General features: G+C 45.1%; 11 protein-coding genes. 7 read left to right on the plus strand and 4 right to left on the minus strand.

Annotated elements, in window-relative coordinates:
* Positions 1-238: 238 nt before the first annotated feature.
* The gene (locus ACFFGT_RS03645; RefSeq protein WP_377021149.1) at positions 239-1,084 is read right to left on the minus strand and encodes an SGNH/GDSL hydrolase family protein; all 846 of its coding nucleotides are present in this window, start codon (positions 1,082-1,084) and stop codon (positions 239-241) included.
* A 333-nt stretch (positions 1,085-1,417) separates the two neighbouring features.
* Between ACFFGT_RS03645 and ACFFGT_RS03650 the strand changes: the two genes are divergently transcribed.
* The 4 genes from ACFFGT_RS03650 (at position 1,418) to ACFFGT_RS03665 (ending at position 8,625) form a co-directional block, all read left to right on the plus strand.
* Entirely contained in the window at positions 1,418-3,736 is a 2,319-nt protein-coding gene (locus ACFFGT_RS03650; protein WP_377021150.1) for a PSD1 and planctomycete cytochrome C domain-containing protein, read from the plus strand.
* A 4-nt stretch (positions 3,737-3,740) separates the two neighbouring features.
* Positions 3,741-5,198: a DUF1501 domain-containing protein gene (locus ACFFGT_RS03655; protein WP_377021151.1), complete on the plus strand. Its 1,458-nt coding sequence runs from the start codon at positions 3,741-3,743 to the stop codon at positions 5,196-5,198.
* Between the two features lie 223 nt (positions 5,199-5,421).
* Positions 5,422-6,447 (plus strand): NHL repeat-containing protein, encoded by a 1,026-nt coding sequence (locus ACFFGT_RS03660; protein WP_377021152.1) that lies wholly within the window; start codon positions 5,422-5,424, stop codon positions 6,445-6,447.
* Between the two features lie 21 nt (positions 6,448-6,468).
* Positions 6,469-8,625 carry an FN3 associated domain-containing protein gene (locus ACFFGT_RS03665; protein WP_377021153.1) on the plus strand — a complete coding sequence of 719 codons (2,157 nt, stop codon included), beginning with the start codon at positions 6,469-6,471 and terminating at the stop codon, positions 8,623-8,625.
* 398 nt (positions 8,626-9,023) lie between these two features.
* Here ACFFGT_RS03665 and ACFFGT_RS03670 read toward each other — a convergent pair whose 3' ends face one another.
* A complete protein-coding gene (locus ACFFGT_RS03670; RefSeq protein WP_377021154.1) occupies positions 9,024-11,003 on the minus strand; it encodes an alpha-ketoacid dehydrogenase subunit alpha/beta in 1,980 nt (659 codons plus the stop codon).
* 59 nt (positions 11,004-11,062) lie between these two features.
* Between ACFFGT_RS03670 and ACFFGT_RS03675 the strand changes: the two genes are divergently transcribed.
* On the plus strand, positions 11,063-11,914 hold the full coding sequence (locus tag ACFFGT_RS03675; RefSeq protein ID WP_377021155.1) for a DUF4198 domain-containing protein: 852 nt from the start codon (positions 11,063-11,065) through the stop codon (positions 11,912-11,914).
* A 168-nt stretch (positions 11,915-12,082) separates the two neighbouring features.
* Here ACFFGT_RS03675 and ACFFGT_RS03680 read toward each other — a convergent pair whose 3' ends face one another.
* Together ACFFGT_RS03680 and rsmA are read right to left on the minus strand one after the other, a co-directional pair.
* Positions 12,083-12,478 (minus strand): hypothetical protein, encoded by a 396-nt coding sequence (locus ACFFGT_RS03680; RefSeq protein ID WP_377021156.1) that lies wholly within the window; start codon positions 12,476-12,478, stop codon positions 12,083-12,085.
* Between the two features lie 538 nt (positions 12,479-13,016).
* A complete protein-coding gene (rsmA, locus tag ACFFGT_RS03685) occupies positions 13,017-13,796 on the minus strand; it encodes a 16S rRNA (adenine(1518)-N(6)/adenine(1519)-N(6))-dimethyltransferase RsmA (RefSeq protein WP_377021157.1) in 780 nt (259 codons plus the stop codon).
* Positions 13,797-14,034: 238 nt separating this feature from the next.
* On the opposite strand from rsmA, the gene pdxA reads away from it, so the two are divergent.
* Together pdxA and ACFFGT_RS03695 are read left to right on the plus strand one after the other, a co-directional pair.
* Positions 14,035-15,090: a 4-hydroxythreonine-4-phosphate dehydrogenase PdxA gene (gene pdxA / locus ACFFGT_RS03690; RefSeq protein WP_377021158.1), complete on the plus strand. Its 1,056-nt coding sequence runs from the start codon at positions 14,035-14,037 to the stop codon at positions 15,088-15,090.
* An 83-nt stretch (positions 15,091-15,173) separates the two neighbouring features.
* Positions 15,174-16,361, plus strand: coding sequence for a DUF5009 domain-containing protein (locus ACFFGT_RS03695; RefSeq protein WP_377021159.1), 1,188 nt, complete (start codon positions 15,174-15,176; stop codon positions 16,359-16,361).
* The last annotated feature ends 4 nt before the right edge of the window (positions 16,362-16,365 follow it).

Raw genomic sequence — 16,365 nt, forward strand, 5'->3', positions numbered from 1 at the left:
TAAGAAAACATGGCCTCGCTTTGCTTAATCATTTATAAATTATAACTTTATAGTAGTCTATTAGCCCGCTTTTCAAGAATATTAGCCTTTCTGTAGCTTATTTTCATCATAGGAGATTTCTCTTTCGTTCCACCACTTAACCCGCCCCTGCTCAATCGAAATGACATTTTCTTTTACTTAGCACAGTAGCTCCCCAGGAAGGGAGTTAAAAAAAGCTTCCTAAGTGTGATTAAAACAATCAGGCCCTTTTATTCTTTTTTGCCGGCTCAATCTGAACAATATTTGTGTTAAGCGACTTTCTTTTGGCGGCTTTTTCTTTTTCTAAAATATATTCCACTATCAGCCTGCCCATTTTTTGTTTACCGGCAGTTGAAAGGTGGCCGGTATTACGGTATAAAATCTTGTGTTTTTCGTAATCGTCGCACACTAAATTGAACGGCACCACAATGGTCGAATCTTTCAGGCGGGTTTCTTTCAGCATTTCGTTTGCCTGTTTGCGATATCCATCCAGGCTCCGGGTGTTGCCATTGTCAATCAACAGCGACGAAACCTCATTGCGTACTTTCTTCAGGATATCAAGACTGTCGGTTTCTTCTTTAAAACCAAACTCCGGCATGGTTACAAAAACCGGCTCGATATTGTTCCGGGCCAGATCGCTAATGATCAGCGAGCAATAATAGGCGTAAAATTTGGCACCCATTTCGCCCTCCGCATCGCTGGTACCAGCCAAAATAATGCAATAGTCTAAGTTATGATGCAATATCTCATTGCTGGAATATGGCTGTTCGGGGTTGGCGTACAGGTTATCATAAATCTGTTTGGTTTTGGCTTCGGGCTGTCCAAAAGAGATCACTTCATTAGTAATACCCCGTTTTGAAAATTCATCTTTTATAATGGTATCAATGGTTATGCCGGTAGCCCAGCTATCTCCAATGATCCCCACTCTTAAAGTATCATTTTTATGTTTCTTTTCGGGCACAAAAGGATGCCTTTTCTCAAAAGAGTAGCGTTGGTATACGTAAAAACCAAAACCGGTTGTTACTATCAATAAAAATAGCAGCAATAGCCTTAATTTTAATTTCATTCAGATATAAATTTCAATTACTGGGGTGATAATGAAACCGGTTATTCAGAACCATATCGGTATAAATGTACGGCTTTAACTTTCCTTTTTACGATGAAAAAAAGTAAAGGTTAGCAGGCTGGTCAATTTATTATTTGTACGTTATTTCCGGCTTATCTCTTTCAATAATGCCTCCCTTCAATGCATATGTTGAAACATTTGTACAAAATGTATGAACATTAACTTTTTCGTACTATATTGAGCCCGGCAAATCGATTTGGTGCATAAATATGTATTTGCAAATTGTAGTATAAATTATATAACTTTAATCTCTGTTTAACCATTTTTAAACCAATGTACCGGAAGTTGTATTATGTTTGGCTTACAATAGCCATCTGTATGCTGTACACGCTTTATTCCTGCCATTCATCGGGCGGAGGGGCCGAAGAACAGGTGCCCGATACCATCAGCTACAACTTCAATATCCGGCCCATACTTTCGGATAAATGCTTTAAATGCCACGGCCCCGATGCATCTCATCGCGAAGCAGATTTGCGATTGGACATTGCCGAAAGTGCCTATAATGCTTTAAAAGATAATCCGTCATCGCATGCGCTTGTCCCCGGTGAGCCTATGCAATCCGAGGTTTATCGCCGCATCTCCACCAAAGATACCACCGAACAAATGCCCCCGGCATCATCAAACCTGAAAAGGCTCTCTCCTTATGAGGTTGGGCTGATCCATAAATGGATAAAACAGGGCGCTAAATATGAAAAGCACTGGGCTTTTGTGGCGCCCCGAAATTACCCGGTTCCGCTGGTAAAAAACACAGCCTGGCCTAAAAATGCTATCGATAATTTCGTATTGCAAAAAATGGAGCAGGCGGATATAGCACCCAATCCCGAGGCAGATAAGGAACGCCTGTTGAAGCGCATCTCGCTTGATCTTACCGGCCTGCCGCCATCCCTTGCCCTGATGGATGAGTTTTTAGCCGATAAAAGCCCCAATGCCTACGAAAAAATGGTAGACAAGCTGATGGCTGCCCCGCAATACGGCGAAAAAATGGCGCTGCATTGGCTGGATGTTGCCCGCTACGCCGACTCGCACGGGTACCAGGACGATAACTACCGCACGCAATGGCCATGGCGCGATTGGGTGATCCATGCCTATAACGAAAATCTGCCCTATGATAAATTCATAACCTGGCAGCTGGCTGGCGATAAGCTCCCCAATGCCACTAAAGAACAATTGCTGGCCACGGGCTTTAACCGTAATCATAAAATAACCGAAGAAGGCGGCGTAATTGACGAAGAATACCGTGTAAGCTACGTAACCGACCGCACTAACACCTTCGGCAAAGCCATGCTGGGCGTTACGCTTGAATGCGCCCACTGCCATGATCATAAGTACGATCCTTTTTCGCAAAAAGAATACTACCAGGTTTACGCCTTTTTTAACAATGTAAAGGAGGTAGGGCTGCAATCAACGGTGGGCGGGCCCGAAACCTACGCCAAAAATCCGATGATGCAGATCAGTAATGAGGATGTTAAAAAGATCCTGACCTTTGTGAACAAGCGCGATACTGATAAGCTCATCGTATCTATCATGACGGATAGCGACAAGGTGCGGCCAACCTATATCCTCAAACGCGGTAACTATGACGCCCATGGCGATGAGGTTGAAGCCGGTACCCCAAAATCGATATTACCGTTCACCAATAACTATCCTAAAAACCGCTTAGGCCTGGCCGAATGGCTGTTCAATAAAAATAACCCGCTTACCGCCCGTGTATTTGTAAACCAGATATGGCAGGAGTTTTTTGGCAAAGGCATTGTAAAAAGTTCGGGCGATTTTGGCATGCAGGGAGATCTGCCATCGCACCCCCAACTGCTGGACTGGCTCGCTGTTGATTTCCGCGATCATGGCTGGAATATCAAGCGGTTAGTAAAACAGATCGTGATGTCGGCCACTTACCGGCAATCGGCAGCTGCAACGCCCGAAAAGTTAAAAACCGATCCTGACAATACCTTGTTAGCCCGCGGCCCACGGGGGCGTTTACCTGCCGAATTTGTGCGTGATTTGGTACTGGCCAGCAGTGGCCTGCTTAATCCAACCATCGGCGGCCCGAGTGTTAACCCTTATCAGCCGCCCGGTCTTTGGGAAAACGCCACATCAGGCAGGGGCATTTTAGCCAATTATAAACAGGTGCATGGCCCTAACCTGTACCGCAGGGGAATGTATACACTGATTAAGCGTACCGTTCCTCCTGCATCATTAGGCATTTTTGACGCCAGCAACCGCGACCAGTGCGAGGTAAAACGCCTGCGTACCAACACGCCATTGCAGGCTTTAGTGATGTTAAATGACCCAACAGTATTAGAGAGCGCACGCGTTTTGGCCGCCAAGCTTTTGCAGGACAAAACCACATCGACAGAAAAGATCACCAAAGCTTTCAGGCTGATCCTGTGCCGGCATCCGCAGGAAAAAGAGCTGGCTATTTTAACCTCATACTATGCTGATGAATTAAAAAGCATGAAAAAAGCCGATGCCGAAAAGCTGCTCACCGTTGGCGAGTCGCCGGTGCCGGACAATTTGGATAAGGTAACCCTGGCAGCTATGATGAAGGTAGTGGATACCATGTATAATTTGGAAGAAGCAATAACAAAAACCTGAGCACATGGAAAAAGATTTTTTAGAGAACAGGCTTAATATCAACCGGCGTAGGTTCCTTTCAAGGCTGAGCCTGGGCATTGGCAGCGTGGCCCTGGGTTCATTGCTCATTCCCGATCTTTTTAGCGGAAAAGGTGATGAGGCTGAAGCTGATTTTATTCCCGGCATCCCCAACTTTGCGCCAAAAGCCAAACGGGTGATCTACCTGTTCCAGGATGGTGCACCATCGCAGCTGGAATCATTTGATTACAAGCCCAAACTGCGCGAGATGATGGGACAGGAGCTACCTGCATCGGTGCGCGGTAACCAGATCCTTACCGGTATGACGGCCAAACAGGCTTCATTCCCGCTGGTAGGCTCGTTTTATGATTTTAAACAATACGGCGAATCACGCGCCTGGATCAGCGATATGTTCCCGCACATAGGCAAAATTGCCGATGATATCTGCATTATCCGTTCTATGAACACTGATGCCATTAACCATGACCCGGCGCTTACTTTTTTCCAAACCGGGGCACAACAAGGCAACCGCCCAAGTATGGGTTCGTGGGTGAGCTATGGCCTCGGCAGTGAGAATAAAAACCTGCCCGCCTTTACTGTGCTACTCTCTAAAGGAAAAGGAAACGGGCAGGGGGTTTATTCCAAACTGTGGAGCAATGGTTTTTTAGATTCCATTTACCAGGGTGTACAGTTCAGCAGCGGCGAAAACCCCATTCTGTACCTCAATGACCCCGAAGGATTAAACCGTCATGAGCGACGCAAAATGCTGGATAAACTGGCCGAGCTCAATGACATGAACTACAAAGAGTTTGGCGACCCGGAAATAAACACTAAGGTACAGCAATATGAAATGGCCTACCGCATGCAAACCGCCGTGCCCGAAATTATGGATGTAAGCAAGGAGTCGGACGATATTGTGAAGATGTACGGGCCCGAATGCTTAATTCCCGGCACCTATGCTGCAAACTGCCTGCTGGCACGTAAACTTTCCGAAAACGGGGTGCGTTTCGTACAGCTCTATCACCAGGGCTGGGATCAGCACAGCAACCTGCCGCAGGAAATGGCCGGGCAGGCAAAGGATGTTGACCAGGCATCGGCAGCACTGGTTACCGACCTGAAACAACGCGGCCTGCTGGATGAAACGCTGGTAATTTGGGGCGGCGAGTTCGGTCGCACCAATTACAGTCAGGGTAAACTGGAAAAGGCCAATTACGGTCGCGATCATCATCCGCGCTGCTTCAGCATCTGGATGGCCGGCGGCGGTATCAAACCAGGCATAGTTTACGGCGAAACGGATGATTTTGGCTACAACATTGTGAAAGACCCTGTGCATGTGCATGACTTTCATGCCACCATCCTCAACCAGCTTGGCATCGACCATAAAAAACTGACCTTTAAAAGCCAGGGCAGGCGGTACAGGCTAACCGATGTGGCGGGGAATGTGGTGAAGGGGATTATAGCGTAAGATCGTAAACAATATATATTAAACCCGTCATTGCGAGGTACGAAGCAATCCCCAAGAGGCAGAGCGGCTGAGCAAACCCGCCCTGTAAAGTTCGCGATTGCTGCGTTCCTCGCAATGACGGGATGGACAAGGAATCAAAAAAAATCGGTGTAATCACCCAGCAATCGGTGTAATCAGAAGAAATAATATCAGCGAAATCAACGCAATCATAAAAATCAACGGTATGGAAAGAAGAGAATTTATTAAGCACACTTCAGTTTTATCAGCAGGCTTTTTTATAGCCAAGGACATGTTAGCAAAAGATGACGGCCCAATTTATGGCCATGGTAATATGCGCTACCGGATGGATAAAAACTGGAGCAAGGCCGATTCGCAGAAAAACCCGGTGAACGATTGCCATGAGATGGTGCAGGATTCAAAAGGCCGCATTTTGCTGCTTACCAACGAAACCAAGAATAATGTGCTCATCTACAATAAATCGGGCAAGCTGCTAAGTACCTGGGGGCATGATTTTCCCGGCGCACATGGTTTAACCCTGTTTAATGAAAACGGCACCGAAGTACTGTTTATTACCGATACCGTAAAACACCAGGTTTACAAAACTACGCTCGATGGTCGCATTTTAATGACCATTGATGTGCCCCTTGAAACAGGCGTTTATAAAAAGGCTGAGGAGTTTGTACCCACAGAAACCACCATTGACAGTAATGGGGATATTTTTATTGCCGATGGTTACGGTGCACAATACATTACCCATTACGATAAGGATGGTAAGTTGAAAGGCTTCTTTGGTGGTAAAGGTAAGGGTGATGAACATTTGGATAACGCCCACGGCATCGTGATCGACAGGCGGTATAGTACACCAACATTGTTAATTACCGACCGCACCCGCAACTGTTTTAAACGCTTTAGTATGGATGGTAAACTGCAGGAGGTGATTAAGCTGCCCGGCGCATGCGTTTGCCGCCCGGTAATAAAAGGCGATCACCTGTATGCCGCTGTACTTCGCTCGCCCGATCTGAGCAAGGAAAATACCGGCTTCACCACCATTTTGGATAAGAACAATAAAGTAGTATCAAACCTTGGCGGTACCGAACCGGTATATACTGATGGCGTACTGCAACCCATGGCACAGGCCGAAAAGATTTTCCTGAACCCGCATGATGTTTGTGTGGATAACGACGAAAATTTGTACGTAGCACAATGGGCATCGGGCAAGGTGTACCCTTATAAATTTACAAGGGTTTAATAAAATACGATAGCCGGGTATATGAAAAGCAGCCATAAAGGTTTTGCAGAGGGGACATTATTTGCCCTTAATATTTTTATTGTAGTACTGCTTATAGCCGGCGACAGCTTAATAGTGCCGCGCTGGCTGCAGCCTGTTGGCCGTATGCACCCGCTCATTCTGCATTTTCCTATCGTGATACTGATGCTGGCCATGGTGATGGAATTTTTCCGTTACCGGGCCGAATTTGCGGAGGAAAAGCTGTATCAAAATTTTACAAGCTACCTGCTGCTGCTGGGCGCTTTACTATCGTCAATAACGGTAATCATGGGCCTGTTCCTGTCGAGGGAACCGGGCTATGAGGGGGATACTTTACAGTGGCATAAATGGTTTGGTGTAAGCGTTGCCTTTGCCGGGTATGGGGTGTACCTTATCCGCCATACTTCAAAATATACGGTTACATTGGCTAAAGCCGGAGCTATTATCACTGTTTTTTGTTTGATTGTTGCCGGGCACCTTGGCGGCAACCTTACCCACGGGCAGGATTTTGTTTTGGCCCCTGTGATGGATAGAAGCAAAAATACAGTACCTATAGACCGGGCACTGGTTTACAATGACGTGATCCGCCCCATATTTGAGGTAAAATGCCAAAGCTGCCACAACCCCGATAAAATGAAGGGCGGTTTGATGCTTACCGATTCGGCAGCAATATTAAAAGGCGGAAAAACCGGTAAACTGTTTATAGCCGGCGACCCTGCCATGAGCCTGCTGCTACAGCGCGTACATCTGCCCGAAACCGAAAAGAAACACATGCCCCCAACCGGCAAAACGCAGCTAACTGACGATGAAAAAATGCTGCTTTACCTGTGGATAAAAAACAAAGCCGGTTTCAGCAAAAAAGTGATAGACCTGCCCCCGGCCGATTCATTAAGGATGATAGCGGCTACCCGCTTAAAACCCGCTGAAAACGCAGAAGAGGTCTACGATTTTTCGGCAGCTGATGAAAAGGAGGTTAAAAAGCTGAACAATAATTACAGGGCGGTTTATCCGCTGGCCAATGAATCGCCGGCGCTGGCGGTTAATATCTATAATAAAAGCACTTATAATGTAAAAGTGCTGGATGAATTAAGCTCTGTGAAAAAACAGGTGGTATCGCTCGATCTGAACAAGATGCCCGTAAAGGATGCCGACCTGAAAACCATTGCCAAGTTTGAAAACTTACGCAGGTTAAACCTCAACTTCAGCGATGTTACCGGAAAAGGCTTAAAAGAATTAGCAGGTTTAAAATACCTCAAAAGTATTTCATTGGCAGGGGTTAAGCTAAACATAGCCGATGTAAAACAACTCACCGCCATCAAAAGCCTCAATGAGCTGGCCGTATGGGACAGCGGCCTGAACCCGGCCGATCTACAATCGCTCCAAAAACAAAATCCAAAGCTTAGCCTGTTAACCGGTTTTAAGGATGACGGCAAAGCGCTTAAGCTTACTAACCCGCAGTTAAAAAACACGGCGGTTATATTTAAGCAGAGTTATGCTTTGCTGCTTAGCAACCCTATAAAAGGGGCGGACATCCGTTATACTACAGACGGCTCGGTACCTGACAGTATTCATTCAACCACCTACAAGCCCGGCATTGTATTTACCCAAAGTACAGTGATAAAAGCAAGGGCATTTAAAGCCGGATGGCTGGGCAGCGATACCGTGCAGTTTAATGTTTACAAATGTACCGACACACCCGATAGCATCAGCTTTATCAAATACCCTGATGATAAATACAAGGGCGAAGGCGCTAAAACTATTATTGATAAAGAGTTAGGCGGCGACAATTTCGGTAACGGCAAATGGCTGGCCTCACAAAAAGACATGGCGGTTATGATGTGGTTCAATAAACCAATTGATCTGCATTCGGTTAGCCTTAATGTAATGCGCAATACCGGTCCGCAGATTTTTTTACCGGCCGAAGTTGAAGTTTGGGGCGGTGCCGATCAAGATCATCTGAGGCTGTTAAGCAGTGTGAAAACCAAAACTCCTTATAAAACGGATAAGTTCGCGTTGATCCCGCTGGAATGTAAATTAAAATCAGCCCAACAGGTATCATGCATCAAACTGATTACCAAACCACTTAAAAGCGTACCGGCATGGCATCCGGCCAAAGGCAAACCGGGCTGGGTGTTTTTGGATGAGGTGTTTTTGAATTGAGGGGATTTATTAAACTATTACTGGGCGAAGTTGCAACTTGCGCTCATCTGTGATGAGTGCTTAAAATGGGCTTACGTTTTTAACGTAAGCGTCGAAAATGGCGTTACAAACGCCAAACCACATTAAGCACTCGTTAAAAACGAGCGCAAGTCAATAAAACGAGCGCAAGTAGTTGCGCAGGATGCTTCCATTGTTTTAGGACGAAGTTACGCTATCGCTAAACTTCGACCAGTAGTGAGCCTGATAACCACGAAGCTGTTTAAAAGACATATCCGTCGCGTCATTGCGAGGAACGAAGCAATCCCCAACTTTACAGGGAGACTTGCAAAGCTGCTCTTTATCTCGGGGATTGCTTCGTTCCTCGCAATGACGTTTTTTGAGAATAGTTCCCTTTATCACTAATAAGCCAGCAACCTCGCCATACTCTCCTCCAATCTCGCCTTAGCCAAAAACTGGTCTTCAAGGGCTTTATTCATCGGGATAGCTGTATCCAGGCTACCGCAACGCAACACCGGAGCATCAAGGTATTTAAAGCAATGTTCGGCCAAATGAGCGGCAATCTCAGCACCGAAACCGCTGGTTAGCGTATCTTCATGCAATATCAGCGCACGGCCTGTTTTTTTAACACTAACTTCTACCGCTTCATGGTCCCAGGGTTGCAGGCTGCGCAGATCAATAACCTCTATGGATTGATCGGGATGTTTATCGGCATATTCCAGCGCCCAGTGCACACCGAGGCCAAATGTAATGATGCTGGCTTTTTCGCCTTGCTTAAGCACTTTGGCTTTGCCAATCTCTATCATTACATCATTATCGGGCACATCGGCGCTGATGCTGCGGTACAGGTATTTGTGCTCAAAATAAATTACAGGGTTGGGGTCGTCAATGGCGGCAAGCAGCAGGCCTTTGGCATCTGCCGGGAATGCCGGGTAAACAACTTTTAAGCCAGGGGTTTTGGTAAACCAGGCTTCGTTGCTTTGTGAGTGGAACGGCCCTGCACCAGTACCTGCGCCTGCGGGCATGCGGATTACCACATCAACACCCTGCGCCCAGCGATAGTGCGTTTTGGCAAGGTTATTAATAACCTGGTTAAAGCCGCAGGTAACAAAATCGGCAAACTGCATTTCAACAACGGCCTTATAACCGTTAAGCGCAAGGCCCATACCTGCCCCTACAATGGCCGATTCGCAAATTGGCGTATTGCGTACACGGGCTTTACCAAACTCTTCTACAAAGCCTTGTGTTATTTTAAAAGCGCCGCCATATTCGGCAATGTCCTGCCCCATAATTATCAGGTTGGGATGTTTACGCATGGCTTGTTTAAGCCCGTCGCTAATGGCATCTATATAGCGCTTATTGGTAACGGTGGATGTTTGCGGTTTTACGGCCGGGAAACTGTAAGGTTTATACATATCCCCTACTTCGGTAGCCACATCAGGTACTATATCAACTTCGGCGTAAGCCTTTTCAATTTCGGTTTCAATAAGGGCCGCAAATTCCTTACGGATAACCGGGATCATATCTTTAAGCAAAACCCCTTCGGCAAGGAGGTATTTTTCAAAGTTTGCTACCGGGTCTTTCCCTGCCCACCACTCAAACAAATTATTGGGTACGTATTTAGTGCCCGATGCTTCTTCATGGCCGCGCATCCTGAAGGTCATGCATTCCAATAAAACAGGGCGCGGGTTTTCACGAATGGCTTTATTAAGTGTAGTTATGGTGTTATAAACTTCAAGCAGGTTATTGCCGTCAATGCGGCGGCCTTCCATGCCGTAGCCTATAGCCTTATCAACCAACTCGCGACAGTTATATTGCTCGCTGGTTGGGGTAGAAAGGGCGTAGCCATTATTTTCGATCAAAAATATCACCGGCAATTTCCAAACAGAAGCTATGTTAAGCGCTTCGTGAAAATCGCCTTCACTGGTAGCGCCCTCGCCGGTAAAAACAAGGGTTGATTTTTTTTTGCCCGATAACACATCGGCGAGGGCAATCCCATCGGCCAGGGCAAGCTGCGGACCAAGGTGCGAGATCATCCCGATGATCTTATATTCCTGTGTGCCGAAGTGGAAGGAGCGGTCGCGCCCCTTGGTAAAGCCCGAAGGTTTGCCCTGCCATTGCGCCATTAACCTGGAAAGCGGGATCCCCCTTGATGTAAAAACACCCAGGTTGCGGTGCATAGGCAAAATATATTCGTCGTTATTCATGGCCAGGGCACTGCCAACTGCTATGGCTTCCTGGCCAATACCCGAAAACCATTTGCCAATGCGCCCCTGCCTCAGCAGGATCAGCATCTTCTCTTCAACCATGCGCGGAAACAGCAATTTTTTATAAAATGCCAGCAAAGTATCATTATCGAGGTTTTTCCTGTCAAAAATCATAACGTAAAACTACTGAAGTTTTTAAAACTTTGTATGTTTGGTAATCCTATCTAAAAACTATGAAGCGCACTTCTATTTTCATCATTATATTACTGCTCATGATCGGTTTTGCGGCCAGCTCGCAGGACTTTTTCTTATTGCCACATAATTTTTACGTTCACAAAGGCGATAAGCTGAACCTGCATTTATTGAGCGGCAATGAATTTAAGCCCGAAAATGAATTTAAGTACGCCACAGCAAAAGCAACCAAATTTATGCTGTACGAAGGTTCAAAAAAAACGGATCTTTCAAAAAGCAGTAATCCGGCCGATAGCAGCCTGCTTACCTACGAGCTGCAAAACTCGGGCCTTGCACTTTTTGAGTTGGTAAGGGAAGACCAAACGGAATCAGAAAGAAATAAATTTATCAGGGCGCTTGAAAGCGAAGGCCTTGATAAAATGGCCGAAGAAGCCCGGGCCAGCAGTCAGCAATATTTTGTTGAAAAGTATCACCAGTCAACCAAAGCCCTTATTTCTGTTGATAAGGCCAACGGTAAGGACTTTGATAAGCCACTGGGCGAAGAATATGAAATTGTGATTCAGCAAAATCCCTATAAATCAAGCTATGGCGATGATGTTACCGCCCAGGTGCTTTTTAGAGGCAAGCCGATGAAGGATGCTGTGGTGATACAGTATGTACGCACCCTGAATGGCACTATCGTTCCGCAGAAATTATTAAGCGACAGTAACGGGTTAGTGTTTTTTAAACTGAGCCGCGAAGGGGTTTATATGATCAGCTCAACCCATGTTGAACCATCGCAGGATAAAAAGGCCGATTATGAAAGCTGGAGCACTACTTTTACTTTTGCTTTCAGCAATACCGACGATGCACCTAACTCGTATAGGGAGTTTGGTTTTGGGAACAAGCATTGATCAGTTTGCAGTTTACGGTTGGCAGTTTGCAGCAGAAAAACAAGCATTAACAGTTGGCAGTTATCGGCTGGCAGTTTGCAGTAAAAAGTTTAGCTTTAAAATAAGGTTTTAAAACAAAGGCCAGGTTCATTGAACCCGGCCTTCTTTATATGGTGGAGAGTAATTTTATTACTGAGCGATATAGAAGGATTTTTGATCACCATCCTGGTAAACGTGGATTGATTTTTTAACCACCTGGTTGTTTGTGTAAATTTCCATGGTGTATTCACCATCTTCCAAACCGGTTAGCACATAGCCTTTGCTTACGTCAGTTTTGCTTGGCACCAGGTCTTTCAATAAAAGTTCATTGTCTTTATTGTAAACTTTTACAATTGACTTTCCGTTTTCTGATTTTAGAAAATCTACTTTGATACCGCGGTCATGATCAAGTGCTTTAAAGGTTACAACTTCTTTGGCTTTAGGCGTAACATCGATTTTACCTTCGTCGGCTTTGGCTACTGTAGTAGCAAATACACCTGCAGTTAATAATACAAATAAGGCTGATAATTTTATTGAGGTTTTCATGATCGTAAGGTTTTAATGTTTTAAATATGTTGTGTTGTTATTTTCAATGATCAAATGAACAACATATATTTTGATCGCTAAAAAGTGTTATACCAGCCGTTGATATAAATAGACAAAGCCCTGAAAGCGCTCTGCAAACCCTTAAAAGACACTATTTACCCCTGTTTCGGGAGTTGGTCGGGATTTTTGGGGAGTTGGTAGAATGCTTTAAGCCATTGGTCAGGCCTGGGGTGAAAATGGCATATAAATAGAGCATGGAGAGAGATTCCGGGGGCTTCTTTGGAGAAAATATGCGAGAGGCAACTGTGTATCTTGCTAATGAATAAAGCCAATTGTCATTTCGACGAGCCGGTCTGGTAATGTGCGGGCGCGGTGAGGAGAAATCTTATAAGCCTTGCAAAACGATCATGCATTCTACAGGGCGCATAAGATTTCTCTTTCGCCCCCGGTTCTCATGCCCTCCTCATGCTCAGTCGAAATGACAATAGTTTTTATTAGTTGACGTAACGGCCCCACCATCAAAAAATAATTTAAAAACTTACCTGGCTGCTGATACCAGGTTGGTGAGCTTTACAAAATCATCCACGCTTAATCTTTCTGCACGGAGGTCAAGCATAGGTTCATCGGTTAGCTTCTCTTTGTTAATGAGTGGTGAAATGGCATTGCGCAGGGTTTTGCGGCGCTGATTAAAACCTGCTTTTACTATCTGCCAAAATAGTTTTTCATCACAATCAAGCGTTTGCTTATTGTTGCGGGTAAGCCTGATCACTGCCGAGAGTACTTTTGGTGGTGGATTAAATACACCTGCCTTTACGGTAAATAAATATTCTACTTTATAATAGGCCTGTAAAAACACGCTCAGTATGCCATATTCCTTGCTGCCCGGTTTTTCGGCGCAGCGTTCGGCAACCTCTTTCTGAAACATACCTACTACCTCAACCACCTGCTGACGGTTATCCAGCACTTTAAATAGTATTTGGGATGAAATGTTATAAGGGAAATTACCGATGATGGCAAAGTTTTCGGGGAAAATGCTTTTAAAATCAAGCTCCAGGAAATCGGCATTGATAAGGCGCGTGCCTAACTGGGGATATTTCTTCTTCAGGAAATCGTACGATTCGGTATCGATATCGATAAGTGATGTTTCGTACTCGGTTTTTTGCAGCAGGAAATCAGACAGTACGCCCATACCCGGCCCCACCTCAAGTACATGACCGAAACGCCCTTCGGGTTTCAGACTGTCAACTATCTTTGCTGCGATGTTTTTATCAGTAAGAAAATGTTGCCCTAAATGTTTTTTTGCCCTTACCAATGTCATTATTAATCAAATATTTGAGCAAATTAAATCATATTTGTGCTTTTATCAGGAACTATAAGCTTAAAATCTTTTATTTGCAGGTGTAAAGATAGGTTAAAGGCGAAAGGTTAAAGGTAAAAGGTTTGCCTTGGGCACTAAGCTTTTATAAACCATTAGTAATCATCACGGTTAAAATTTTGTGTAATCACCTGGCTAATCGGTGAAATCACAGATTAATCAGTGAAATCAACATATAAAAATGAGCGATAAATTAAAAATTGGGATCAGCATTGGCGATGTAAACGGTATCGGGTTAGAGATAATTATTAAAACTTTGGCCGACAGCAAAATTTATGATTATTGTACGCCTATTGTTTACGGGCATACTAAGGTGGCTTCGTTTCACCGTCGTGCAACCCATGTTAATGAGCTTAATTTTTTAGTGATCAATGATCCTTCGCAAACGCATTTCCGCAAGCCAAATATGATCAATTGCTGGGAAGAGGATGTAAAGATAGAGCTGGGCCAGGTTACCGAAGCAGGCGGCAAATACGCTTTCAAATCATTGGAGCGCGCTGTGTATGACCTGAAAGAAGGTTATATTGATGCCCTTGTTACCGCTCCTATCAACAAGGATAATATCCAGAGTGAGCAGTTTAACTTTCCGGGCCATACCGAATATTTGCAGCAATATGATGGTGCAGCCGAATCGCTGATGTTTTTAGTGAGCGATACTTTACGCGTTGGCGTGGTTACCGGTCATATCCCGGTATCAAAAATTGCCGAAAGTATCACGGCCGAAAAAATATTAGCCAAGCTGAAGCTGATGAACAGCAGCCTGCAAAATGATTTCTGGGTGCGGAAGCCAAAGATAGCCGTGTTGGGGCTTAACCCGCATGCCGGCGATAACGGCCTTATCGGCAACGAAGAAAAAGATATCATTATACCAGCCATTGAAGAAGCCCGCTCAAACAATATCCTGGCATTCGGCCCGTACTCGGCCGATGGCTTTTTTGCCAATGGTACCTACCTGCAGTTTGATGCCGTACTGGCCATGTATCACGACCAGGGCCTCATCCCTTTTAAACAGATTGCTTTTGAATCGGGTGTTAACTTTACCGCCGGTTTAAACTTTGTACGTACCTCGCCCGATCATGGCACAGCATATGATATAGCAGGTAAAAATCAGGCCTCTGAAATCTCTTTCCGCGAAGCATTATTTACCGCTATTCACATTGTAAAGAACCGCAGGGAAGGGCTCGAACTTAATGAAAATCCGCTTTTATTTAGCAAGCTGAGCCGCGACAGGGATTAAAAAAGGGCATGTAATAGTAATGTTTCAATTTAATTGCCGTTAAATTAAAACATTTACGCCGCTATGTGCATTTACATGTCTGAATGAGTAATTTTCTGAGTCGTATACGTTCAATTGATGCTTTCCGTGCTGTAACAATGTTCCTCATGATATTTGTGAATGACCTGGATGGCATTCCGAATACCCCAACATGGCTTAAACACGCGGGCTCAAATGTTGATGCGCTGGGTTTGGCCGATACTATTTTCCCTGCATTTTTGTTTATCGTTGGTCTTTCAATTCCATTCGCATTTCAGAACAGGTTAAAGCAGGGTGATAACTTCAAATTACTATCGCGGATTGTAAGCCGCTCGTTCGCGCTCATTTTTATAGGGTTTTTCCATGCCAATATGGAAACCTATAACGAGGCTACTACCCTATTGCCCAAGCCTGTTTGGGAAAGCCTGGTAACCTTCAGCTTCTTCTTCATTTTTTTAGATTACAGCAAGGATACATCGCCTCTAAAGCGTTATTTATTACAGGGCTTTGGCATATTGCTGCTTGCCGGCATGGCTGCCCTTTACCGTACCAGCGACCCCGGGCATACCTGGCTACATTTTACCTGGTGGGGCATTTTAGGTTTGATAGGCTGGTCGTACATGCTGTGCGCGCTCATTTATTATTATTCCGACGGGCATTTGTGGGTGCAGCTGGCGGCATGGGTGTTCTTCATATTCTTTAACCTCGACGTTCACTTTGGCTTTCTTAATTTTATTGACCGGCTGCAGGGCTATATCTGGATAGCAGGTAACGGTGCCATGCAGTCGTTCACCATGGCGGGGGTGTTTATTTCGGTGTTGTATATGCGCCTTAAGGCTAACAACGAAATGAAAATGCTTTGGGTAGCCATGATCCTGATAGCGATAATTTTATTTAACCTGGGCTTTATAGTGCGCTATTTTAGCGGGGGCATTTCCAAAGAGCGCGATACCCCTTCATGGGTGCTCATTTGTACCGGGATAAGCCTGGTGGTGTATGCCTTCTTTATTTTCCTGGTTGATGTTAAAAACAAATACAACTGGTTTAAGGTGATAGAGCCTGCAGGCACCAACACTTTTACCTGTTATATAGTGCCTTTCCTGTTTTATCCCATATACGAAATGAGCAGGATAGGCTACCCCGAATACCTGAGCCAGGGCATCGGGGGGCTAATTAAATGTATTGTGTTTGCCTTTGTAATGGTATGGCTCACCGGGCTTTTGGATAAGATCAACATCCGGATTAAAATATAGATCG

It is taken from the genome of Mucilaginibacter angelicae (assembly GCF_042434235.1).
Lineage (GTDB): Bacteria > Bacteroidota > Bacteroidia > Sphingobacteriales > Sphingobacteriaceae > Mucilaginibacter > Mucilaginibacter angelicae.